We start from the raw sequence: 21,671 nt of genomic DNA, 5'->3' as shown, positions 1-21,671 counted from the left end.
CCAGTTCTTTCGCACTGTTATCCATCTTCGTGGGCGACCCAATCCCTATCGAAACAATGCTTCCGCCGCAGCGCGGCTGTCGCCCTTTTTGAGGCGCTCGGTTTTTAGCCGCTCTATCTCGGATTGCAGGAAGGCAATGCGCTGGTCGATCTCGGTGACCGAAAGCAGCGACAGTTCCTCTTCGCTCAGTGCCACGCTGTTGCGCGGCTTCACCACATCCTCATCAAAACCGCTCATAGCCGTCCTCCGTGGTCAATGATGGCTCAGAAAAGATTTAACACCTTGAATCGTCGCATATATATTTGAGAAAATCGATGACGATTTCCCTAACGTGACGTCTTGCATTCGTCTTGAGGCATTTCTGCGACGATGCGTGGGGCAAGAAATCTGAATGGAGTTTGAAGATGATGGCCGACTTGCCTTCCCAGATGACCGCTATTGAAATCTCCGAGCCGGGTGGAGCCCATATGCTTCGCCCCGTTCAGCGATCGGTGCCGGACCCGAAGGAAGGTGAAATTCTGGTGCGTGTGCGTGCTGCCGGGGTCAACCGACCAGATGTTTTGCAGCGACAGGGCCAATATGCGCCGCCGCCTGGCGCGTCGGATATTCCGGGGCTGGAAATTGCCGGTGATATTGTTGCGGTCGGCAGCGGCGTCAAGCGGTTCAAGACCGGGGATCAGATCGTCGCACTGCTGGCTGGCGGCGGCTATGCCGAATATGCGGTCGTGCATGAAACCAATGCGCTGCCGTTGCCTTCCGGCTATGGTTATATCGAAGCGGCAGCGATCCCGGAAACTTTTTTCACTGTCTGGCACAATGTGTTCGAGCGCGGTGGGCTGAAGAAGGGCGAGACTTTTCTGGTTCACGGTGGATCGTCCGGTATAGGCACGACAGCTATCCAGCTTGCAAAAGCTTTTGGCGCGACCGTCATTGCAACTGCGGGTTCAAAAGAGAAATGCGACGCCTGCGTGAAACTCGGGGCTGATCGCGCGATCAATTATCGGGAAGAAGATTTTGTCGAGGTCGTAAAGGATATGACCAAGGGCAAAGGCGTCAATGTGATTCTCGATATGGTTGGCGGTGATTATGTCGACCGCAATTATAAAGTTGCGGCCGAGGATGGTCGCATCGTGCAGATCGCTTTTCTCAATGGTGCGAAAGCCACGGCCAATTTCGCGCTCTTGATGACCAAGCGTCTGACCCATACCGGTTCCACGCTGCGACCGCGACCGGTTGACTTCAAGGCTGGCATCGCACGGGAACTGGAAGCGAAAGTCTGGCCGCTTCTCGCGCAGCGTCGTGTTGCGCCGGTGATGGACATGATCTTTTCGCTGAAAGATGCCTGGCGCGCGCATGAACGCATGGAGGAGGGAAGGCATATTGGCAAGATTGTGCTCGATATCGCCTAACACTACAGTTGCATTCTTCGTGATGCCGGCTGCAAAGAGCGCTTTGTCTGCGTTCCGGTGCTCACGTACTTTTAAGTACGCTCCGCTCCGGTACTCGAAAATCACTCTTTTCACCACGGCCTGACGAATTTGCAACCGTAGTGCTAAGATTCAGAGCCATTCTTGCTCTGGTGAAAAAAAAACGATATATAGGCCGTGATTTCCCGGAAATTGTGGTTTTGCCCACGTCCCGCGCCACCGGAGCGGACGAACAGAAGGATTATATCTAATGGCCACCCAGCTTCTTATGCCGAAGGCAACGGCCGTTTGGCTTGTCGATAATACGGCTCTGTCGTTTGACCAGATTGCCGCTTTCTGCAAGCTGCACCCGCTGGAAGTGAAGGCTATTGCCGACGGTGAAGCTTCGCAGGGCATCAAGGGTCTCGACCCGGTCATTACAGGTCAGATTTCGCGTGAAGAGATCGCGAAGGGCGAGAAGGATCCGTATTATCGTCTAAAGCTTTCCGAACCGAAGGTTCGTGTTCCGGAAGCCAAGCGCAAGGGCCCGCGTTACACGCCGCTTTCCAAGCGTCAGGATCGCCCGAATGCGATTCTCTGGCTGGTTCGCAATCATCCGGAACTGAAGGATGCGCAGGTCTCGCGCCTGATCGGCACGACCAAGTCGACCATCGAGCAGATTCGCAATCGTTCGCACTGGAACTCGGCAAATCTGACGGCGATGGACCCGGTTACGCTCGGCCTCTGCTCGCAGATCGATCTCGACATTGAAGTCGAACGCGCTTCGCGCAATCGTCCGGCAACACCGGAATCGGATAGCACCTTGCTGCCAGCTTCTGCGACCGAGAATTTTGACTATCGTGACGAGCAGCCCGCCGAAGAAGAACTCGATGCGGACAAGGTTTTCGCCAAGCTCTCTTCGCTCAAGAGCTCGACCCAGGACGAAGACGAAGACGAATAGTCGGAAAGCGACATCGCCTTACCGAAATATCAAAAAGCCCGGCTTCATCAGCCGGGCTTTTCTGTTGAATCAGGCGGCTTCCTCATTTTTGGAAAGAGGTGTCGCAGCTATCCAGTCTTTCAAAATCTCTGCATAGCGGCTGGCCGCGTCCTCAAGCGCTTCAGTCGGCAGTTTGTCTGCGGCGTAAAGCACGAAGGGGTCTGTCCAGTCCAGCCCGCAACGATTTGCCGTTGCCCGCAGAGGCGCAAACAAATCGATCATCGGGAACATATTGCGCCCGCCTTCGCGATAAGCCTCGGGAACATTTCCTGCCGTCGCTGCGATCATGAACGGCGTACCTTCGAGCCTTCGCCCTTCCCGGTCGTAAGCAACGTAAAACATGCGGGTCAGCACAGCATCCTGCCATGCCTTCAGAAGCGGGGGCGTGGAATACCATTGAACCGGAAATTGCAGGACAATGCGATCGGCAGACAAAAGACGTTGGGCCTCCTGCTCTCCGTCTTTGAAGAAGTCGATCCCCAGCGGATAAGCGGCCTGCATATCGACGATCTCTACGCCCGGCAGTTTTGCTGCGGCTGCGGCAAGCGTTGCATTGGCTCGTGATTGCGCCAGATCGGGGTGAAAAAGTAAAATCAGCGTCTTGCTCATCGTCGTCTCCTTCAGGGTTGGAAGGACGATGCGGCGAATAGTGAAATTACTCCAATTTATTATCAATATAGTCTATTATTGATTTCATGAATTTACGTTGTCTCGATCTGAATCTTCTGGTCATACTGGATGCCCTTCTGGATGAAGCGCATGTGAGTAGAGCTGCCGATCAGCTTAACCTGACGCAACCAGCCGTATCGAATGCTTTGCAGCGCTGCCGCGCCTTGTTCAACGACCCGCTTCTGGAACGTGGGCAGGGCACGATGAGGCGCACACCGAAAGCGGAAGCGTTGCGGGCTCCGCTCAAGACAATTCTTGCGGGTGTGGTCGATCTGGTTGATCCGCCCGAAGTGCCTCTTGCGTCACTGCGGCAGACGATACGTATCTGCATGGCGGATTATCCGGCCATTTTTGTCATAAGACCGCTGTTGAAGGCACTCGGGTTCGCTGCACCGGGTATCGATATCATCGTCCAACCCTGGCAGGGGCCTGTCGTGGCGCGGGATGCGCTGGTGACAGGAGAAAGCGATCTTGCTCTGTCCGTTTTTCCTGACGCCGATGGAGAACTTCAGCGCAGATTGTTGCTTGAGGAAAATTACGTCATCGCCATGCGCCGGGACCATCCGGCAGCAAAGGCATTTTCGCTGAAGTGCTGGCTCGACCACCCGCATATCCTTGTTTCGGGACGCGGCGACAACAGCAGCCCCGTCGACAGCGCTCTGGCCGAGCGGGGATTGAGCCGCCGGGTCGGCGTGGTTGTGCCCAATTTCGGCATGGTGCCTGAATTGCTGGCCAGCACCGATATGATTGCCATGCTGCCATCGCGCTGTGTGCCAGAGGATATGTCTGCTCTCGTCGCTTTTACGCCGCCTGTCCCCATTGCGGGTTTTCCTTTGCATGTTGCATGGCACAGGCGACGTCAGGAGGATCGGGGGCTGCGATATGTCATTGATCAGCTAATTGCCATCATGACTGAAAAAGAGAGCTGGCCCGACATGTCTGCATGAACAGACTGCCGGACCAGCTCACGCGGTCGTCTTGGGAGTATTGCTGCAATAATCAGTCTTTGAAGGCGTTGTATTCGCTCAATTCCATGAGTCGATAGAAATCGGAGAGCGTCTTGCCGCGTTCAGCCCGGAAGAGGCGACCAGCGTCGCTGGCTTCGACGATACGGTCGGTGCGAAACGTGCGGAACGCGTTGCGCAATTCGCACCAGCCGATAACCGTCCAGACCTTGCCCCAGAACCACAGTCCCAGTGGACGAATATCACGCTCGCTTTCGCGCGATTCCAGATCTCGATAGCGGATATTCAGCACGTTGCCCTGATCGACGGCGCGTTCCACCGCGTCGATGATGCGGCGTTCGTCCATGCTGATGCGGGCCGTAGGCGCATGAATCTGGGTGCTGGTGATACGGGCGCGCTCTTCCTTGGGCAGGACGGCTTCGATCTTGACCAGTGCCTCTTCCGCGCCACGCGCCATGGAAACGCCGCCCCAGGCGCGAATGAGACGCGCTCCGGCGACAAGAGCGACGATTTCATCGCGCGTGAACATGAGCGGCGGCAGTTCGAAACCTTGCCGCAGAATATAGCCGACACCGGCTTCACCATCGATGGGAACGCCTGTCGACTGCAAATCGGAAATGTCACGATAGATAGTGCGTTCGGAGACTTCCAGCCTTTCGGCAAGCTGGCGCGCGGTGACAAGCCTGCCACCGCGCAGGTGCTGAACAATCTGGAAAAGGCGGTCTGCACGGCGCATTCCGTTTTATTCTCCGTTGCAGTACTTGGTGTTGCGCTGTTCCAGATAGCGATCCGGCCAGCCCAAATCCTTGCGCAAATCGTTCGGCAGTCGGCCGATCACCCGCTCGGTGCGGACGAAACGACGGCGTTCGTCATATCTGCGCCTGTATTCCTTCAAAACTGCGATCAATGGTGCGATTGCGAGTGCCATGGTGAAATCTCCCTCATCCTTGGATACGCAGTATCGCACACCCCTCCTGACAGCTATCTGTCAGGAGCGAAGTCCTATTTCATTATCTTCCTAATATTGCGGAGCCGCAACGTCACGCCTTGTAGCGTGGTGCTGCCGTATAGCTGAGGGGCAGGCGCCCGCCATCCGCATAGATGGTCTGGCCTGTTACATAGCTCGCATCCCGCGATGCCAGAAACGACGCGATTGAAGCAATTTCAGAGGCTTGGCCTATACGACCGAGTGGTGTTCGCGACAGAATCCTGTTGCGGGCATCGGCATCTGTGTTCACGGCGGAAAGCATGTCAGTCTCGATGGAGCCGGGACCGATGGCATTGACGCGAATCCCCCAGCGGGCGAGTGCTACTGCCATGGTGCGTGTCAGTTGGTTCAGTCCGCCTTTTGAAACAGAGTAGGCGAGCTGTTCCGGCAAACCAAAAATCGCATTGATCGACGACATGTTGATGATCGTGCCTGGATCGCCGCCCGATTCGACCCGTTCCACCATGCGTTTGGCCACGGCTTGACCGCACAGAAAAGCACCCTTGAGATTGACCCGCATGACGCGGTCAAAGTCCTCTTCCTTCAGGTCGAGAAAATCCGCCTGATGAACGATGCCGGCATTGTTGACGAGAATATCGATCTCTCCGACATTGGTGACGGTAAAAGTCAGGAGATTATGAATGTCGAGCTTGTCGCCCACATCCGCCGCCATGTGTCGCACCGGGCCGAACTGTTCCAGATCCTTGGCTGCGCGCATCGCTGCGGTGGTGTCGATGTCGGACAGCACGACGCTTGCACCGTCCATAAGGAAGCGCTTTGCTATGGCATAGCCGATACCACGGGCAGCGCCGGTGACGATTGCCACCTTGCCTTCTAATTGCATGGTTGATCTCCAATTTGCGCGGAGAGTGGACCGGCGAAAACCGCCGGTCAATAGTCCTGAACCTTACGGTCAGGCGAAGGCGAGGCCGGTGTGACGCTCGCGCAGAACGATGCTGATTTCGTCCAGAATCGCCGGATCGTCGATTGTGGCCGGCATCTTCCATTCTTCTCCGTCGGCAATCTTCTGGATGGTTGAGCGCAGAATTTTGCCGGATCGTGTCTTGGGCAGGCGTTTTACGGTCAGCGCCAGCCGGAAGGCTGCAACCGGTCCGATGACGTCACGCACCATGCTGACACATTCCTTCTCGACCTCTTGCGGGTCGCGGTCGATATTGGATTTAAGCACGAGGAAACCGCATGGCACCTGGCCCTTCATCGGGTCGGAAATGCCAAGCACAGCACATTCGGCAACGTCGGGATGGCTGGAAAGCACCTCCTCCATTGCACCCGTTGACAGACGATGGCCGGCGACATTGATGATATCATCGGTACGGCTCATGATATAGAGATAGCCGTCCTCATCCATATAGCCCGCATCGGCGGTTTTATAGTAACCGGGAAATTCGTTCAGATAGGCTTTGCGGAAACGCTCATCGGCGTTCCAGAGCGTCGGCAGGCAGCCGGGCGGTAGAGGCAACTTGATGAGAATATTGCCGAGCTGGCCGCGTTCGAGCTCATGGCCTTCGTCATCCAGCACGCGGATATCGTAACCCGGAAGACAGACGGCGGGCGAGCCGTATCTGGTTTCCAGAAGACCGAGGCCGAGCGGATTGGCGACCATGGGCCAGCCGCTTTCCGTTTGCCACCAATGGTCGATCACGGGGCAGCCGAGCAGGTTCTCGGCCCAGTGGATCGTATCGGGGTCGGCGCGTTCGCCAGCAAGATAAAGGGCGCGGAACTTTGAAAGGTCGTGGCGGCGTACGAAATTGCCGTCCGCATCATCTTTCTTGATTGCCCGCAATGCGGTCGGTGCGGTGAACATCACCTCGACGCCATGGTCTTCGATGATGCGCCAATATTCGCCCGCATCCGGCGTACCGATGGGCTTGCCCTCGAACAGGATGCTGGTCGCACCATGTAGCAGGGGCGCATAGACGATATAGGAATGGCCGACCACCCAACCCACATCAGAGGCCGCCCACCAGACCTGTCCGGGCTCCACACCGAAAACATGCCTCATCGACCAGACGAGCGCTACCATATGCCCGCCATTGTCGCGCACGACGCCCTTCGGCTCACCGGTCGTGCCGGATGTGTAAAGCACGTATAGCGGATCGGTTGCATGGACCGGCGTGCATGGGACGTGACGACCGCGCGCCGCTTCGACAGCCTCGCGATAGTCGATGTCACGCCCTGCCACCGGCTCGTGCCGATGCTGCTCGCGCTGCAATATGATGCAGTTGCGGACCTTGTGGCTCGCAAGCGCAATCGCCTTGTCGAGCATAGCCTGATAGGGTACGACGCGGGTTGGTTCGATACCGCAGGAACCGGCGATGATCATCACAGGCTTGGCATCGTCGATACGAGTTGCGAGTTCATGGGCGGCAAATCCGCCGAAAACGACGGAGTGGACGGCGCCGATACGGGCCGATGCGAGCATGGCGACGGCTGCTTCCGGTACCATCGGCATATAGATGAGAACGCGGTCGCCCTCCGACACACCATTGTCGAGCATGACGGCAGAAAGTGCCTCTACTTCTTCCAGCAGTTCGCGATAGGTGAATTTGCGCACGCTGCCGGTGACCGGGCTTTCATAGATGAGCGCAACCTGTTCGCCACGTCCATTGGCGACATGGCGGTCGAGCGCGTTATAGCAGGTGTTGCACTCGGCACCCTTGAACCAGCGGCCATAAACACCTTCGTCGCCCGCAAAAACCTGGTCCCATGGCTTGAACCAGTCGATTGCCTGCGCCGCTTCCGCCCAGAAGCGTTCAGGATCGGTCTGCCATGCGGCATAGGTTTCGGCATATTTCGAAGTCATGCTCTTCCTCCCAGAAGCACGCGCAACGCCACCCGTCGGGCGGTTGTCGCTTCCTGATTAGTCTGCTGACGAAAGCGCAAGATCGACCTGTTCCGGTCCATCTCCTCCATACGCTTTCATCACCTCCACATGCAGTTTACGCCGCTGGACGGCGACCCGTCCATGAAACTTAAGATGAAGATCAAGCTTTGCCAAAAACGACCGTGTAAACGGCTTTGTCTGACGCAGGCGTCTTGCAGCGATGGCCCGTCTGCGCCACAAGGAGGCAGAGAGGTGAGTTGTGACCAAAATCCTGCCTGTGCTGCTTGTTCTTCTGATGGGACTGCACATCATCAAACCGCTTGGCCTGCCGGGACTGAAGCGGCGCGGTGATTTCTGGAAGATTGCAGCCATTGCCATATTGATCATGGCATTGGCAGTGGGGGTCCACCTGCACGAGGGCTGACGAAAAGCCGGCTGAAATGGCCGGGCTCTTGTTTTTCAAGGCAAGTCAGGCCGCCTTTTCGAGATCTTTTTTCCAGCCGCCGGTTGCAGCCAGACCGTTCATCTTTGCCCGATGTGCGAAAGCGCGCTGACCGGCAGCGATATTTTCATCCTTGCCGCCCCAGGCTTCCAGCGCTGCTGCTTGCAGGGCACGGCCATAGGAGAAAGTCATTTTCCACGGCATGTCGAAGCCTGCATTCATCGCGGAAAGATGGGCTGTCGCTTCCTCGCCGGTCTGGCCTCCGGAAAGGAAGGCGATGCCGGGCACCGCTGCCGGGACCGTATTGCGGAAGCAGCGAACGGTTTTCTCTGCCACTTCCTCGATGGAAGCCTTGCGGGCGTTCTTGCCGTCAATGATCATGTTTGGCTTCAGGATCATGCCTTCCAGCCTGACGCGGGCATCGTAGAGTTCGGTAAAGACGGTTTTCAGAACCCATTCCGTCACTTCGTAACAACGGTCGATTGTGTGATTGCCCGGCTTGCCGTCCATCAACACTTCCGGCTCGACGATGGGGACGATGTTCGCCTCCTGGCAAAGCGCTGCATAGCGGGCGAGCGCTTGGGCATTCTGTTTCACCGCGCCCCATGTGGGCAGGCCATCCGAAATGGAAATCACCGCACGCCATTTGGCGAAACGTGCACCAAGCGCGTGATAGTCATTGAGCCGTTCGCGCAGACCGTCCAGCCCCTCCGTGATTGTTTCACCTTCAAAGCCTGCTAGCGGCTTTGCGCCCGCATCGACCTTGATGCCGGGAATGGCTCCTGCCTTGCGGATGATTTCAACAAGCGATGTACCATCCTTGGCCTTCTGCCTTATTGTTTCATCATAGAGAATGACGCCCGAAATATAGTTCTTCATCGCGTCGTCCGAGCGGAACAGCATTTCGCGATAGTCGCGGCGCGTTTCCTCCGTCGAGGCGAGGGGGATGGCGTCAAAGCGCTTCTTGATGGTGCCCGAGCTTTCGTCGGCGGCGAGGATACCTTTGCCCGTTGCCACCAGTGCAATCGCAATATCTTCAAGACGTTCGGTCATTCGCAATGCTCCTTCTGTCAGAGATTTTGGGAGTGTTGGTTAAAACTATGGCGAGCGCAAGTCGTTGAAACGTTTGAAATATTTTTCAAACGGTTTAGGTGAGGTAAGTTTTCTTAAGGGCTGTCGGATTGGCTATCGCAGTTTTTGTCGAAACCCGTTTTGATATCCGCGTCTCAAACCCCATGTAAGAAACCAGTGAGAAAACCAGCCTGTTTTCCATTGTCCAGATTTGAGGAGGAGATATGCGACGCGCTCTTTTGAGCCTGCCGATCGTTCTGGCTGCATCAATGGTTGCCCTTCCGTTGCTGAAAGCTTCGGCTGAGAGCATCAATGCCGGTGGCAGGCAAGCCGAAGCCGATGCTCCGTTTACGGTAATATCGGTTGCCGAATTCAATACGCCCTGGGCTATTGCCTTTTTGCCGGATGGCAGACTTCTACTCACCGAAAAGAGCGGCAAGATTTTCATCGTCACGCAATCAGGCGACAAAATTGCCGTTGGTGGTGTGCCGGAAGTCGCTTTTGGCGGCCAGAACGGCCTTCTTGATATTACGCCGGCTCCGGATTTCGAAAAGAGCAAGGCAGTCTATTTCTCCTATAACGAACCGGCGCAGAATGGCAGCAGCGTCGTTCTGGCACGCGCGGTTCTGGAGGAAGGAGACGGCAAGGCAGCGTTGAAGGATAGGACCACAATCTGGAAACAGGATGTGGCGGCTCGTGGCGGTCAACCGGGCGGCATTATTGCGTTTGCGCCCGATGGCAAGCATCTGTTCTTTTCGGTGGGCGACCGCATGTTGCCTGCAACCGCGCAGGACGATGCAGCGCCCATGGGGAAAATTCTCCGTATGAATCTGGATGGTTCCGCGCCCAAGGATAATCCACATGCTGACGCGGAAGGTGTGCGGGCACTGACCTGGTCGACTGGTCATCGCAACCCGTATGGGCTGGCCTTCGGTCCCGATGGAAAACTGTGGGAGCATGAGATGGGGCCGCGCGGCGGCGACGAGTTCAACCTCATCAAGCCCGGTCTCAATTATGGCTGGCCCGTTGTCTCGAATGGCGACAATTATAGCGGCAGGCCCATCCCGCGCCATAGTACACGTCCCGAATTCGAGCCGCCAATGGTGTATTGGACGCCGGTTATCGCTCCAGCCGGGCTTGCCTTTTACGAGGGAGACATGTTCCCCGAATGGCGTGGTTCGGCTTTGATAGGAGGGCTTTCGGTCATGTCGCTGGTGCGTGTCGTGATCGACAAGGACGGCAAGGCGGACGAAGCCGAGCGCTTTGAAATGGAAAACCGTATCCGCGATGTGGCTTTCGACCCCGACGGGGCCATCTGGCTGATCGAGGACGACAATCCGGGGCGGCTTTTGAAACTGACACCCAAAAAATAAGCCCGGTATCAACCGGGCTTATGGGAACATGATTTATCGCATTACTTCTTCAGCACATCGACGCCGGGGAGAGGCTTGCCTTCCATCCATTCGAGGAAGGCGCCGCCTGCGGTCGAGATATAGGTGAAATCGTCGGCAACGCCGGCATGATTGAGCGCGGCAACCGTATCGCCGCCGCCGCCGACCGAAACCAGCTTGCCTGCCTTGGTGCGGGCTGCGACATGCTTTGCGGTCTTGACCGTCGCAGTATCAAACGGGCGCAGTTCAAACGCGCCGAGCGGACCGTTCCAGACGAGCGTTGCTGCATCGTCGATGGCCGAAGCGATAAGGTCAGTTGAAAGTGCGCCCGCATCGAGAATCATGCCGTCGCTTGGTACGGCATCTACACCATAGGTCTTGTTCGGCGTGTCGGCTGCAAAGTGCCAGCCCACGACAGCATCGACAGGCAGGATGATTGCACATTTTGTGATTTCAGCCTTGGCCATGATTTCGCGGGCGGTGTGGGCCAGTTCGTGCTCGCAGAGCGACTTGCCGACATCATGTCCCTGTGCAGCCAGGAAAGTATTGGCCATGCCGCCGCCGATGACGAGTGCATCGACCTTTTCGATCAGGTTCGACAGGAGGTCGAGCTTGGTCGAAACCTTGGCGCCGCCGACGATGGCCACTACCGGGCGAGCCGGATCGCCGAGACCCTTTTCGAGCGCTTCAAGTTCGGCCTGCATGGCGCGACCAGCATAGGCGGGCAGGACGTGTGCCAGGCCTTCCGTCGAGGCATGGGCGCGGTGGGCAGCCGAAAACGCGTCGTTCACGTAGAGATCGCCATTGGCGGCCAGAGCCGCGACGAATTCCGGATCGTTCTTTTCCTCGCCCTTGTGGAAACGGGTGTTTTCCAGAAGCAGGACATCGCCGTCCTTCAGCGCATCGACGGCAGCCTTGGCCTTGTCGCCGATGCAGTCTTCTGCGAAGTGCACACCGTGTCCCAGCACCTTGGCGAGGGGCTTCACAACATGCTTGAGCGAATTCTCGTCCGAAGCAACGCCTTTGGGGCGACCGAAATGGGCGAGGAGAATGACCTTTGCACCCTTCTTGGAAAGTTCGGCAATGGTCGGAACGATGCGTTCGATACGGGTCAGGTCGGTGACTTCGCCGTTCGCCATTGGCACGTTGAGGTCGACGCGGACCAGTACGCGCTTGGATTTGACGTCGGCATCGTCGAGAGTGCGGAAACTCATGATCGTTCTCCCAGAACTGTCTTTCAGGAGCCGGAGGAGCAGGGATTGCTCAAACAGGCAGGCGCCGGAAAAGGGTTGGATAGTCGGTAACAAGCCCGTCCTCGTCAACGGGCAATTCGGCGGTGAAGGTGCGGTCGGCTGCCTCGTAGCGGTAGCGCCTGCCTTCCTCGATACAGGTATAGCGCTGCTGGTCGCGCAGCGGACGGAAACTGTCAAACGGTACGTAAAGCATGTCGAGCTGAACGGTGCCGCTTTCCGGTGTGAGACCAAGGCGGCGGATCGGCAAGGTGTTGGTGAAAGGCGTTCCTGCCAGATCGATATCGATACAGCCGTCGAACTCGGGTAATGCATCGCCCGCCATCGTGTTCCAGCGGCCGTCGCCGTCGGAAACAAGCTCCAGCCGATGGCCGGATGTGGTTTCGATCAGGAAATGGAGGACATGCCAGGCACTGTTACAGTTGATGCTGTAGCGCACGCCATAAGGATTTCCGCCGCGTTCTCCGATCACCACGCTTTCGGCGCGGATCGAGCGGCCGGTGGGCCCGATATCGAGATGTTCGAGCCCTTCTCCTTCCAGCGGACGCCAGCGCGCGACGGTGGGGAGAAGGGCGCGAAACATGATCGGAGGCTTAGATCAGCTTGCCGAAGGCGACAGCGGTGTCGCCCATGCGGCTCGAGAAGCCCCACTCATTGTCGTACCACGACAGGATGCGCACCATGGTGCCTTCCATAACCTTGGTCTGGTCCGTGTGGAAGACCGAGGAATGGGAATCATGGTTGAAGTCGTGCGAGACAAGCTTCTCGTCGGTGTAGCCGAGGATGCCCTTGAGGCGGCCATTGGCGGCTGCACGGATCGCGTTGTTGACTTCATCGACAGTCGTTTCGCGCTTGGCGATGAAGGTCAGGTCCACGACCGAGACGTTCGGGGTCGGAACGCGGATGGCAACGCCGTCCAGCTTGCCCTTCAGTTCAGGCAGAACGAGGCCGACAGCCTTGGCCGCACCCGTCGAGGTCGGGATCATGGAAAGGGCTGCTGCGCGTGCGCGGTAGAGATCCTTGTGCATGGTGTCCAGCGTTGGCTGGTCGCCTGTGTAGGAATGGATCGTGGTCATGAAGCCCTTTTCGATGCCGATAGCATCGTTGAGAACCTGAGCCACCGGCGCAAGGCAGTTGGTGGTGCACGAAGCGTTCGAAATGACCAGATGGTCCTTGGTCAGCTTGTCGTGGTTGACGCCATAGACCACCGTAAGGTCAGCACCGTCGGCAGGAGCCGAAACGATGACGCGCTTTGCACCAGCCTCAAGATGAAGCGCTGCCTTGTCGCGCGACGTGAAGATGCCAGTGCATTCCAGAGCGATGTCGACGCCTTCTTCCTTCCACGGCAGTTCAGCCGGATTGCGGACGGCGTGAACCTTGATCGGGCCGTAGCCGACGTCGATGGTGTCGCCTGCAACCTTTACTTCCTTGGGGAAACGGCCATGAACGCTGTCATAACGCAGAAGATGCGCGTTGGTTTCCACCGGGCCAAGGTCGTTGATGGCGACGACCTGAATATCGGTGCGGCCCGACTCAACGATGGCGCGAAGGATGTTGCGGCCGATGCGGCCAAAACCGTTAATTGCGACGCGAACTGCCATTTTCTCTTAATCTCCCGGTAGGGTACTGCACATGCAGTGCTTCAAAAGTCCATTGGAACGTACAAATCGAACAGGATTCGTCCGACCGAACTGGAATGGAAACTCAAACGCCGGCGTTTTTGCGACGCCGGCGTTCCTTTAAATCATGCGGCGTTGAGCTTCTTCTCCGCAGCTTCGGCGGCATGTTCTGCCGTGATGCCGAAATGCTTGTAGAGATCGTTGATCTCGCCTGATGCGCCGAAGCCCTTCATGCCGATGAATATGCCGTTTTCGCCGATGAAGCGTTCCCAGCCGAGCGAGATTGCCGCTTCGATGGCCACCTTGACCGGTGCATCGCCGATGGTTGCCGTCTTGTAAGCGTCGCTCTGCTGTTCGAAAAGCTCGAAGCAAGGAACGGAAACGACACGGGTGGCAATGCCCTTGCCTTCCAGCAGGTCGCGGGCCTTGAGCGCGATTTCCACTTCCGAGCCGGTCGCGAAGATCGTCACTTTGGCATCCTTGCTTGCCGCAGCAAGTTCATAGGCGCCGAAAGCGGACAAGTTTTCATCGCGATGTTCGGTGCGGACCGTCGGCAGGTTCTGGCGGGTCAGAGCCATCGTCGACGGCGTCTTCTTCGATTGCAGGGCAATCTGCCAGCATTCAGCCGCTTCGACAGCGTCGGCAGGGCGGAACACATTGTGGTTCGGAATGGCGCGCAAGGCGGCAAGCTGCTCGACCGGCTGGTGGGTCGGGCCATCTTCACCAAGACCGATGGAGTCGTGCGTCATGACGTAAACGACGCGGATGCCCATCAGCGAGGAAAGACGCATGGCCGGGCGGCAATAATCCGAGAAGGTCAGGAAAGTGCCGCCGTAAGGGATCAGACCGCCATGCAGCGTCATGCCGTTCATGGCTGCTGCCATGCCGTGTTCACGGATACCGTAATGGACGTAACGCTGGCCGTAATCTTCCGGCGTTATGGCCTTGGTCTGGCTCGTCTTGGTGTTGTTGGAGCCGGTGAGGTCAGCGGAACCGCCGATAGTTTCCGGCACGACACCGTTGATGACTTCCAGAGCCATTTCCGAAGACTTGCGGGTTGCGACCTTCGGCTTGTCGGCGGAAAGCTTCTTCTTGTATTCGATGATGGTTGCATCGAAGTTCGAAGGCAGGTCGCCACGCATCCGGCGCTCGAATTCGGCGCGGGTTTCCGCGTCGGCAGCAGCAAAGCGCTTTTCCCATTCCTGACGCTTCTTGGCGGCATTGAGACCTGCCACGCGCCAACCGTCCAGCACTTCTGCCGGAACGACGAAAGGTTCCGCGCTCCAGCCGAGCGCCTTGCGGGTTGCAGCGATTTCTTCGGCACCGAGCGGCGAGCCGTGCACCTTGTTGGTGCCGGCCTTGTTCGGTGCGCCGAAGCCGATGGTCGTCTTGCAGGCAATCAGCGTCGGGCGGTCTGAAACCCTGGCCAGTTCGATAGCTTTGGCAATCGCATCCTGGTCATGACCGTCGACAGCCATGGTGTTCCAGCCGGAAGCGGCGAAACGGGCAGGCTGGTCGGTATTGTCGGAAAGCGTGACCGGGCCGTCGATCGAGATGTTGTTGTCATCCCAGAACACGATCAGCTTGTTCAGCTTCAGATGACCGGCAAGCGCGATGGCTTCCTGGCTGATACCTTCCATGAGGCAGCCGTCACCGACAATTGCATAGGTGTAATGGTTGACGAGGCTGTCGCCGAACTGTGCATTGAGGATGCGTTCGGAAAGCGCCATGCCAACCGCATTGGCAATGCCCTGTCCGAGCGGACCGGTCGTCGTTTCGATACCGGCGGCGTGACCGTATTCCGGGTGGCCTGCCGTGCGCGAACCGAGCTGACGGAAATTCTTGATCTCGTCGATGGTGATGTCTTCGTAGCCCGAAAGATAGAGCAGCGAATAAAGCAGCATCGAGCCGTGACCTGCAGAAAGCACGAAACGGTCGCGATCCGGCCAATGCGGGTTCTGCGGGTCGTGCGAGAGGAAACGGGAATAAAGCGTCGTCGCTATATCGGCTGCACCCATCGGCAGGCCGGGATGGCCCGAATTGGCTTTCTCGACCGCGTCCATAGAGAGGAAGCGGATTGCGTTGGCCATCTGGTTTTGTTTGTCGGAATTGGTCATGGTCTCAGCCGTCTTTCCTTGGGAGGGGTTAACGGGGTTGCGGCGATGCCTTTGCCTGAGCACGATCCGTATCCAAAACGGCGTCATGCGTTTCGGGATCACGCTCCAGAAGGCACCGGGACACATAGCACCTGCGTATAAGGAGTCAATAAACCGATGAGTTTTGGGCAATAAACTGTCCGCGACTAATCGATTGAGTTGTGTGGAAAGCTGTAGAACAATCACCGAAAAGCCGTTTTTGCACCGATAACGGTGCATGAACGTTCACATAAGCCCCTCATTTGTTGCTTATCTGACGGGCGATTATTACAATCTTTTCAAAGATGCCCGTCCCGCAGGCGCGATTCGATACCCAGGTTTGGCCCGCGAATTGGCCCAAGAATTGGCATTGGAAAGGATATGGATGGCACCCGAAACGACCCTCAGGCAAGTCTTGGAACGGCTGGAAAAGGCACTCAATACGCTTGAACAAGCGGTCGATCTGCGGCTGGACAAGGAAGGCGATTTCGCCGAGGCCGAGGAGGAGGTGCAGCGTATGAATGCGGATCGCAGCCGTCTCGCCCAGGAACTCGATCAGTCGGAAGCACGTGCCGAGCGGCTGGAAGCTGCAAACCGCGAAGTTTCGCGCCGCCTTGTGACAGCGATGGAGACAATCCGCGCCGTTCTGGACCGATAGGAGGCTATCATAGCGACAGTAACCGTTACCATCGATGGCAAGGCCTATCGTATGGCCTGTGACGAAGGGCAGGAAGAGCACCTGTCCGGGCTTGCCGACCGTTTCGACCAATATGTCACGCATCTCAAAACCTCCTTCGGGGAAATCGGTGATCTGCGCCTGACCGTCATGGCCGGGATCATGGTCATGGACGAGATGGCCGAGATGCAGAAGCGCATCAACGGTCTGGAGAGCGAAGTCGAAACGCTCCGCCGTGCACGCGATGAAGCGCTTGGTCGCGCCGATAGCAACGATGCCGCCCTGACCGGCATGCTGTCGGATGTGGCATCGCGCATCGAGCAGGTGGCTTCACGCATTGCACCGAGAAGCAGCTAATCCTGTTTTGGATTTTTCTGAAAAGTTTTCCTGTTGAGCCGGTGCAAGCCACTGGTGTTCCTGTTGGGCAGGTACTATATTGGCTCTTGGCGAACTGCGCTTCCCGACAGGTGTAACAGCATCCCCGGGGCCTTATTGATCTCTAAGGGAGCTGTCCCTGTGAAGGCTTGCGGGCTTTCGCATATGGCGCCCACCTACTTTGTAGGTTCCCGGGATCAATCACTACCATCGGTCGTCGTGGTCGCCACTTTCTTTGTTCAGGCTTTCGCAGGATAGTTAAGAGCTTGATCTGGCGGACAATTTGTTCGTAAACATGCGTGAATCTCAACAGTTCGCGCTTTTTTATGACTTCTCCCCAATCAGCACTACCCGATTCATCTGAAAGACTGGCCGTCGCGATACCCATCGCATTCATCTACGGTCTTCTGCTTTATATCATGATCTGGTCGCGCCACTATGTGAATGCGATGCCCGTCATTGCCGGGCTGATGCTGCTGCCGATGGCTGTCGCCAGTCTTGCTTCCAGCCTTTCCGACCCGCGTGCCCAAAAGAGCCTGTGGCGGCATGTCCGTATGGGATGGGCCATCATCGCCGGGCTTGTCGTCACCAGTATGATCCTTTTCCATGAAGCCGGGATTTGCGTGGTCATGGCCGCTCCATTCTTCATGGTGTTTTCGGCACTCGGTTCGGCTGTGACCTTGTGGATCATCCGGCAGTTTCGCTCGCGTCGCACAACGACGCTGGTGATCGCGCTGCCGCTACTTGTTCTGCCAGCCGAACTTCAAATGTCCTACAACCCCCATGATGGTGCTGTGACGACGGTGGTCGAGATCGCGGCGGCGCCGGAAGTCGTCTGGCAGCAAACGGTTGAAATCCGCAATGTGCGCCCCGACGAGCTGTCGTGGACATTCAGCCATGGTATAATTGGCGTGCCGCAGCCGGTGGACGCAAGGCTGAACGGCACAGGCATCGGCGCGGTGCGCGACTTGCAGTGGACACATGGTGTCAACTTTCAGGAAATCGTGACCCAGTGGGAGGAAAACCGGCTTCTGGCGTGGGATTTCCGCTTCGGTCCGGGTTCCATACCGCCCGAGGTTGAAGCGCATATCAAGGTCGACAGCTCCTATCTGAAGCTTGCGCAAGGGGATTATCGTCTCGAACCGCTGGCGAACGGCCATACGCGTCTCACACTGACAACCCGTTATCAGATCGCAACTCCGATCGATTTCTACTGTGATCTGTGGGGCAGACTGTTCCTGAACGACTTCCACGGCGTCGTTTTGAAGGTCATTCGCGACCGTTCAGAGAAGATCGCGCAAAGGGCGGGCGGGATCACTTGACGGATCGGCTCAATGCGGTTCCACTGCATGATGAAACATGGCAGTAGGGAGTGGCTTGGAATGACGGCGACGGAGCGTAGCCCCGGTCTGGAAAAGCAGGAGCTTAGGCGCAAGATTCTGGCAGTTCGCGATGCGCTTGATCCCCGCTTTCATTATGAGGCTTCCCTGGCTGCAGCCAAAAAGGGTGAAACCGCGATCGACGTTCCCAAAGGTACGCTGATCGCAGGCTACTGGCCGATCCGTTCCGAAATCGACCCGCGCCCGCTGTTGTCGGCCCTTCGTGCCAAAGGCGCGCGGCTCTGCCTCCCGGTTGTTCTGGACAAGGAAACGATTGCCTTTCGCGAATATCTGCCCGATGCCCGATTGCGTCAGACGGGTTTCGGCACGATGGGCCCCGGAGAAGATGCACCACTGGTTGACCCAGCGATCATGCTGATGCCGCTTGCGGGCTTTGACCGGCGCGGACATCGGCTTGGCTACGGTGCGGGACATTACGACCGCGCGCTGGCGCGTTTCACGGAGCGCGGCCTGCAGCCGCTTCTGATCGGCATGGCCTTTGACTGCCAGGAGGTCGAGCGTGTGCCCGATGAGCCGCACGATATTGCGCTCGATCAGATCCTGACCGAGAGCGGCTTGCGTTCGCTTGGCGCAGGTTTATAAGGCAGTCTCATGAGATTGCTTTTTCTTGGTGATATGGTGGGCCGGTCGGGCCGTACCGCAGTTTATGAAAAGCTGCCGGGGCTGATTTCCGATCTGAAGCTGGACTTCGTCATCGTCAACGGCGAAAACGCCGCGGGCGGTTTTGGCATTACGGAAGAGATTTTTCACGATACCATTCGTGCGGGTGCCGACGTCGTCACGACGGGCAACCACGTGTGGGATCAGCGCGAGGCTTTGGATTTCTCCAGGCGCGAGGATCGCTTTTTGCGCCCGGCAAATTTCCCGAAAGGGACGGCCGGAAAAGGCGAGGGGCTTTATATCGCCAAGAACGGCGCCCGCGTTCTGGTTTCGAACGTCATGGGCCGGGTGTTCATGCATCCCGATCTCAACGATCCGTTTATCGCGGCCGAAAAAATTCTGGAAGCCTGTCCGCTCGGCGAGCAAGCCGACGCGGTCTTTTTCGACTTCCATGCCGAAGCGACAAGTGAAAAGCAGTGTTTCGGTCACTTCGTTGATGGCCGCGCCAGCGCCGTTGTTGGAACGCATACGCATGTGCCGACGGCAGACTGCCAGATACTGCGCAACGGCACAGCCTATATGTCCGATGCAGGCATGTGCGGCGATTACGATTCCTCGCTCGGCATGGACAAGGAAGAGCCACTCAACCGTTTCCTGTCGAAGGTGCCGAAAGGGCGCTTTGAGGCAGCCAACGGCCCTGCAACCATCTGCGGTGTGGGTATAGAGATTTCAGACCGTACGGGGCTTGCCGAAAAGATTGCTCCCTTGCGCATCGGTGCGCATCTGGAAGAAACCATTCCGGCATTCTGGCGATAACGTCTTATTTTACTCTGAAGTATGATGTTATCTATAACCTGCTCGCTATCATAGGCCAGCCTGTTTCAGCCAGTTGAACAGACCTTGCGAGTTCTTATCTCCTTGCAACGAGTTTTTTTGCAAGGGGACGCAGTTTAATGGATTTTTTCACTGAGTATCTGGGGTTTCTTTCAACCCCCGCCGGTTGGGCGGCGCTGGTTACGCTGGTGACGATGGAAATCGTCCTCGGTATCGACAACCTGATCTTTATCTCGATCCTGACCAACAAGCTGCCCGCTTCGCAGCAGGCTCGCGCACGCCGTATCGGTATCGGTGCGGCGCTCATTCTGCGTCTGGCGCTCCTTTTCACCATTTCGATCATCGTCCAGCTCAAGGACCCAATCTTCGAGGCGTTCGGCCACGGCTTCTCCTGGCGTGACATCATCCTGATTGCTGGTGGACTGTTTCTTGTCTGGAAGGCGACCAAGGAAATCCACCACACGGTTGATCCCGATGACGGCAAGGAGAATATCGGCGGCAAAGTGGCCCAGCTCACCATGAGCGCCGCCATTGTTCAGATCCTTATCCTCGATCTGGTTTTCTCGGTCGACTCGATCATCACCGCCGTCGGCATGACCGACGAGATCGCCATCATGGTGATCGCCGTGGTCGCAGCCGTTACCGTCATGCTGCTTGCAGCCGATCCGTTGTCGCGGTTCATCGCGGCGAACCCGACCATCGTCATGCTGGCGCTGGGCTTCCTGCTGATGATCGGTATGACGTTGATTGCCGATGGTTTCGGCTTCCATGTGCCGAAGGGCTATATCTACGCTGCTATGGGCTTCTCGGCGCTGGTTGAGGCGCTCAACATGCTGGTACGGCGAAAGCGCAAGAACCAGCAATAAAAGGCGGTATGCAAGGAGGCCACCCGTCTCATCCCGAGACGGGTGGCCTTGTTATTTTAACGCCGTGAAACTGGTCTGCCGTGGCAATTCTTGTACAGAGGTCCGACCATTCGCACCGCTCGCAGGCTTTGCGCAATGCGCCTTTTGCAAAAGCGTTGCGCATTACGACAAGGCGCTCCGTGTCGAGTTCAAAAGCCTTCTGCGTAGAGAGCGTCTGGCCGAAAAGTTCCCCCACGGCCTCCAATGCCAGCCGGTCACGCTCACGGATGCTCGCTTCGTAACAATGGCAATCGCCCCCGCAGAGCAGGGGCGCGCATATGTCGTCCGGGCCATCGACCAGAAGGATATCTTCCCCTTCGCTCAACCGCCCGGCAATCCTGTCGTAGTTTTCGACGAAAGCCGGGCTGTAGCCTTTGCCGACATAAGTCAGCATGCAAAGGAGATGATGGCCGCGCAGGCGTACTGTCACCTGGCCGTCACCTGGGCGATCAGGCTTTGCCGTCGCGGGCGATAGCCTTGAGGATCGCAGCACCAAGGGCCGACTTGATGAGGGCACCGGCGAGGAATGGTGTTACGCCGAAGGCAACTGCTTTCTCGACACCGATGATGCTGGACAGCCAGACCGCACCAAGAGCGAGGCAGATCACGTTGGCAGCAAGGAACGAGACGAAGGCGAGGCCGACGCGGTTACCGTTCCAGCCACGTTCGGCCAGGTAGCCAGTCAGGGCGGCGATAATCGGGAAAGATACGAGATAGCCTGCGGTCGGGCCTGCAAAATGCGGAAGACCACCGGCACCGCCTGCAAGAACCGGAAGGCCGAGCATGGCTTCGCCGAGCCAGGCCAGAACAGTGGCCATGCCGAGACGCCAGCCATAGAGCGCACCGATCAGCGGAACGATCAGGGTCTGCAGCGTGATCGGAACCGGAATCATCGGAACTTCAATCTGCGACGAGATGGCGAGAACCAGCGTGCCAAAGGCGACGGCGGCAAGGCGCATCGCAGGGGAACGGGATTCCAGATTGAGCGGGCTGAAGGATGGACGCGTCTGCGTGATGGTCGTCATGGCTTCCTCAAATTATAGATAAAATTGAAATTCGATCTATATCTTCTTAGCGTCCCCGACGATAAACGCAAGAGG

24 protein-coding genes and 1 other RNA gene are annotated in these 21,671 nt (G+C 57.4%); 12 read left to right on the top strand and 13 right to left on the bottom strand.

All coding sequences use genetic code 11. From position 1 onward, the window contains the following. Positions 1-45: 45 nt before the first annotated feature. Positions 46-237: a DUF1192 family protein gene (locus tag FIB18_RS17720; protein ID WP_140021969.1), complete on the bottom strand. Its 192-nt coding sequence runs from the start codon at positions 235-237 to the stop codon at positions 46-48. Positions 238-404: 167 nt separating this feature from the next. On the opposite strand from FIB18_RS17720, the gene FIB18_RS17715 reads away from it, so the two are divergent. Both FIB18_RS17715 and FIB18_RS17710 read left to right on the top strand, forming a co-directional pair. After that, the gene (locus FIB18_RS17715) at positions 405-1,409 is read left to right on the top strand and encodes an NAD(P)H-quinone oxidoreductase (RefSeq protein WP_140021968.1); all 1,005 of its coding nucleotides are present in this window, start codon (positions 405-407) and stop codon (positions 1,407-1,409) included. A gap of 268 nt (positions 1,410-1,677) precedes the next feature. Then, positions 1,678-2,367 (top strand): DUF1013 domain-containing protein, encoded by a 690-nt coding sequence (locus FIB18_RS17710; RefSeq protein WP_140021967.1) that lies wholly within the window; start codon positions 1,678-1,680, stop codon positions 2,365-2,367. Positions 2,368-2,436: 69 nt separating this feature from the next. On the opposite strand, the gene FIB18_RS17705 is transcribed toward FIB18_RS17710, so the two are convergent. After that, complete coding sequence (locus FIB18_RS17705; protein ID WP_140021966.1) at positions 2,437-3,015, bottom strand: NAD(P)H-dependent oxidoreductase; 579 nt, start codon at positions 3,013-3,015, stop codon at positions 2,437-2,439. Positions 3,016-3,101: 86 nt separating this feature from the next. Between FIB18_RS17705 and FIB18_RS17700 the strand changes: the two genes are divergently transcribed. After that, complete coding sequence (locus FIB18_RS17700) at positions 3,102-4,022, top strand: LysR family transcriptional regulator (RefSeq protein ID WP_140021965.1); 921 nt, start codon at positions 3,102-3,104, stop codon at positions 4,020-4,022. A gap of 52 nt (positions 4,023-4,074) precedes the next feature. Here the strand turns inward: FIB18_RS17700 and FIB18_RS17695 are convergent, their stop codons facing one another. From FIB18_RS17695 to FIB18_RS17680, 4 genes are all read right to left on the bottom strand, one after another. Then, entirely contained in the window at positions 4,075-4,776 is a 702-nt protein-coding gene (locus FIB18_RS17695) for a helix-turn-helix transcriptional regulator (protein WP_140021964.1), read from the bottom strand. A 6-nt stretch (positions 4,777-4,782) separates the two neighbouring features. Continuing rightward, on the bottom strand, positions 4,783-4,968 hold the full coding sequence (locus FIB18_RS17690; protein ID WP_140021963.1) for a hypothetical protein: 186 nt from the start codon (positions 4,966-4,968) through the stop codon (positions 4,783-4,785). A gap of 112 nt (positions 4,969-5,080) precedes the next feature. Beyond that, positions 5,081-5,872: an SDR family NAD(P)-dependent oxidoreductase gene (locus tag FIB18_RS17685; protein WP_140021962.1), complete on the bottom strand. Its 792-nt coding sequence runs from the start codon at positions 5,870-5,872 to the stop codon at positions 5,081-5,083. 69 nt (positions 5,873-5,941) lie between these two features. Then, positions 5,942-7,852 (bottom strand): propionyl-CoA synthetase, encoded by a 1,911-nt coding sequence (locus FIB18_RS17680; RefSeq protein WP_140021961.1) that lies wholly within the window; start codon positions 7,850-7,852, stop codon positions 5,942-5,944. A 280-nt stretch (positions 7,853-8,132) separates the two neighbouring features. Between FIB18_RS17680 and FIB18_RS25015 the strand changes: the two genes are divergently transcribed. Further along, positions 8,133-8,297 (top strand): hypothetical protein, encoded by a 165-nt coding sequence (locus tag FIB18_RS25015; RefSeq protein ID WP_168436410.1) that lies wholly within the window; start codon positions 8,133-8,135, stop codon positions 8,295-8,297. 45 nt (positions 8,298-8,342) lie between these two features. On the opposite strand, the gene FIB18_RS17675 is transcribed toward FIB18_RS25015, so the two are convergent. After that, positions 8,343-9,368 carry a class I fructose-bisphosphate aldolase gene (locus FIB18_RS17675; protein ID WP_140021960.1) on the bottom strand — a complete coding sequence of 342 codons (1,026 nt, stop codon included), beginning with the start codon at positions 9,366-9,368 and terminating at the stop codon, positions 8,343-8,345. Positions 9,369-9,610: 242 nt separating this feature from the next. On the opposite strand from FIB18_RS17675, the gene FIB18_RS17670 reads away from it, so the two are divergent. Continuing rightward, positions 9,611-10,759, top strand: coding sequence for a PQQ-dependent sugar dehydrogenase (locus FIB18_RS17670; RefSeq protein ID WP_140021959.1), 1,149 nt, complete (start codon positions 9,611-9,613; stop codon positions 10,757-10,759). A 41-nt stretch (positions 10,760-10,800) separates the two neighbouring features. Here FIB18_RS17670 and FIB18_RS17665 read toward each other — a convergent pair whose 3' ends face one another. From FIB18_RS17665 to tkt, 4 genes are all read right to left on the bottom strand, one after another. Beyond that, positions 10,801-11,991: a phosphoglycerate kinase gene (locus FIB18_RS17665; protein ID WP_140021958.1), complete on the bottom strand. Its 1,191-nt coding sequence runs from the start codon at positions 11,989-11,991 to the stop codon at positions 10,801-10,803. Between the two features lie 49 nt (positions 11,992-12,040). Then, complete coding sequence (locus tag FIB18_RS17660; RefSeq protein WP_140021957.1) at positions 12,041-12,610, bottom strand: putative glycolipid-binding domain-containing protein; 570 nt, start codon at positions 12,608-12,610, stop codon at positions 12,041-12,043. A gap of 10 nt (positions 12,611-12,620) precedes the next feature. Further along, entirely contained in the window at positions 12,621-13,628 is a 1,008-nt protein-coding gene (gene gap / locus FIB18_RS17655) for a type I glyceraldehyde-3-phosphate dehydrogenase (RefSeq protein ID WP_140021956.1), read from the bottom strand. Between the two features lie 143 nt (positions 13,629-13,771). Next, entirely contained in the window at positions 13,772-15,763 is a 1,992-nt protein-coding gene (gene tkt / locus FIB18_RS17650; protein ID WP_140021955.1) for a transketolase, read from the bottom strand. A gap of 403 nt (positions 15,764-16,166) precedes the next feature. Between tkt and FIB18_RS17645 the strand changes: the two genes are divergently transcribed. From FIB18_RS17645 to FIB18_RS17615, 7 genes are all read left to right on the top strand, one after another. Then, positions 16,167-16,439, top strand: coding sequence for a DUF4164 domain-containing protein (locus tag FIB18_RS17645; RefSeq protein ID WP_010661399.1), 273 nt, complete (start codon positions 16,167-16,169; stop codon positions 16,437-16,439). A gap of 9 nt (positions 16,440-16,448) precedes the next feature. Then, entirely contained in the window at positions 16,449-16,814 is a 366-nt protein-coding gene (locus FIB18_RS17640) for a cell division protein ZapA (protein WP_105542674.1), read from the top strand. Positions 16,815-16,902: 88 nt separating this feature from the next. Then, a non-coding RNA gene (gene ssrS, locus FIB18_RS17635) (6S RNA) lies at positions 16,903-17,061 on the top strand. 97 nt (positions 17,062-17,158) lie between these two features. Beyond that, positions 17,159-18,154 carry an SRPBCC family protein gene (locus FIB18_RS17630; protein ID WP_140021954.1) on the top strand — a complete coding sequence of 332 codons (996 nt, stop codon included), beginning with the start codon at positions 17,159-17,161 and terminating at the stop codon, positions 18,152-18,154. 60 nt (positions 18,155-18,214) lie between these two features. Beyond that, a complete protein-coding gene (locus FIB18_RS17625; RefSeq protein WP_140021953.1) occupies positions 18,215-18,814 on the top strand; it encodes a 5-formyltetrahydrofolate cyclo-ligase in 600 nt (199 codons plus the stop codon). Between the two features lie 9 nt (positions 18,815-18,823). Next, the gene (locus FIB18_RS17620; RefSeq protein ID WP_140021952.1) at positions 18,824-19,648 is read left to right on the top strand and encodes a TIGR00282 family metallophosphoesterase; all 825 of its coding nucleotides are present in this window, start codon (positions 18,824-18,826) and stop codon (positions 19,646-19,648) included. Positions 19,649-19,785: 137 nt separating this feature from the next. Then, on the top strand, positions 19,786-20,532 hold the full coding sequence (locus FIB18_RS17615; RefSeq protein WP_140021951.1) for a TerC family protein: 747 nt from the start codon (positions 19,786-19,788) through the stop codon (positions 20,530-20,532). A 28-nt stretch (positions 20,533-20,560) separates the two neighbouring features. Here FIB18_RS17615 and FIB18_RS17610 read toward each other — a convergent pair whose 3' ends face one another. Both FIB18_RS17610 and FIB18_RS17605 read right to left on the bottom strand, forming a co-directional pair. Next, positions 20,561-21,001, bottom strand: a complete 441-nt coding sequence (locus tag FIB18_RS17610; protein ID WP_140021950.1) for a DUF1284 domain-containing protein — start codon at positions 20,999-21,001, stop codon at positions 20,561-20,563. 19 nt (positions 21,002-21,020) lie between these two features. Further along, positions 21,021-21,596 carry a biotin transporter BioY gene (locus tag FIB18_RS17605; protein WP_140021949.1) on the bottom strand — a complete coding sequence of 192 codons (576 nt, stop codon included), beginning with the start codon at positions 21,594-21,596 and terminating at the stop codon, positions 21,021-21,023. Positions 21,597-21,671: the final 75 nt, after the last annotated feature.

It is taken from the genome of Brucella pecoris, assembly GCF_006376675.1.
In the GTDB taxonomy this organism is placed as follows: domain Bacteria; phylum Pseudomonadota; class Alphaproteobacteria; order Rhizobiales; family Rhizobiaceae; genus Brucella; species Brucella pecoris.
This window is presented reverse-complemented; position numbering and strand designations above follow the sequence as displayed.

Coding starts and splice junctions, on each gene's coding strand:
- FIB18_RS17660 (WP_140021957.1), bottom strand. CDS start 12,610: ATGTTTCGCGCCCTTCTCCCCACCGTCGCGCGCTGGCGTCCGCTGGAA.
- FIB18_RS17690 (WP_140021963.1), bottom strand. CDS start 4,968: ATGGCACTCGCAATCGCACCATTGATCGCAGTTTTGAAGGAATACAGG.
- FIB18_RS17675 (WP_140021960.1), bottom strand. CDS start 9,368: ATGACCGAACGTCTTGAAGATATTGCGATTGCACTGGTGGCAACGGGC.
- FIB18_RS17695 (WP_140021964.1), bottom strand. CDS start 4,776: ATGCGCCGTGCAGACCGCCTTTTCCAGATTGTTCAGCACCTGCGCGGT.
- FIB18_RS17670 (WP_140021959.1), top strand. CDS start 9,611: ATGCGACGCGCTCTTTTGAGCCTGCCGATCGTTCTGGCTGCATCAATG.
- FIB18_RS17710 (WP_140021967.1), top strand. CDS start 1,678: ATGGCCACCCAGCTTCTTATGCCGAAGGCAACGGCCGTTTGGCTTGTC.
- FIB18_RS17605 (WP_140021949.1), bottom strand. CDS start 21,596: ATGACGACCATCACGCAGACGCGTCCATCCTTCAGCCCGCTCAATCTG.
- FIB18_RS17680 (WP_140021961.1), bottom strand. CDS start 7,852: ATGACTTCGAAATATGCCGAAACCTATGCCGCATGGCAGACCGATCCT.
- FIB18_RS17700 (WP_140021965.1), top strand. CDS start 3,102: ATGAATTTACGTTGTCTCGATCTGAATCTTCTGGTCATACTGGATGCC.
- FIB18_RS17630 (WP_140021954.1), top strand. CDS start 17,159: ATGACTTCTCCCCAATCAGCACTACCCGATTCATCTGAAAGACTGGCC.
- FIB18_RS17720 (WP_140021969.1), bottom strand. CDS start 237: ATGAGCGGTTTTGATGAGGATGTGGTGAAGCCGCGCAACAGCGTGGCA.
- gap (WP_140021956.1), bottom strand. CDS start 13,628: ATGGCAGTTCGCGTCGCAATTAACGGTTTTGGCCGCATCGGCCGCAAC.
- FIB18_RS17715 (WP_140021968.1), top strand. CDS start 405: ATGATGGCCGACTTGCCTTCCCAGATGACCGCTATTGAAATCTCCGAG.
- FIB18_RS17615 (WP_140021951.1), top strand. CDS start 19,786: ATGGATTTTTTCACTGAGTATCTGGGGTTTCTTTCAACCCCCGCCGGT.
- FIB18_RS17665 (WP_140021958.1), bottom strand. CDS start 11,991: ATGAGTTTCCGCACTCTCGACGATGCCGACGTCAAATCCAAGCGCGTA.
- FIB18_RS17685 (WP_140021962.1), bottom strand. CDS start 5,872: ATGCAATTAGAAGGCAAGGTGGCAATCGTCACCGGCGCTGCCCGTGGT.
- FIB18_RS17645 (WP_010661399.1), top strand. CDS start 16,167: ATGGCACCCGAAACGACCCTCAGGCAAGTCTTGGAACGGCTGGAAAAG.
- tkt (WP_140021955.1), bottom strand. CDS start 15,763: ATGACCAATTCCGACAAACAAAACCAGATGGCCAACGCAATCCGCTTC.
- FIB18_RS17705 (WP_140021966.1), bottom strand. CDS start 3,015: ATGAGCAAGACGCTGATTTTACTTTTTCACCCCGATCTGGCGCAATCA.
- FIB18_RS17620 (WP_140021952.1), top strand. CDS start 18,824: ATGAGATTGCTTTTTCTTGGTGATATGGTGGGCCGGTCGGGCCGTACC.
- FIB18_RS17625 (WP_140021953.1), top strand. CDS start 18,215: ATGACGGCGACGGAGCGTAGCCCCGGTCTGGAAAAGCAGGAGCTTAGG.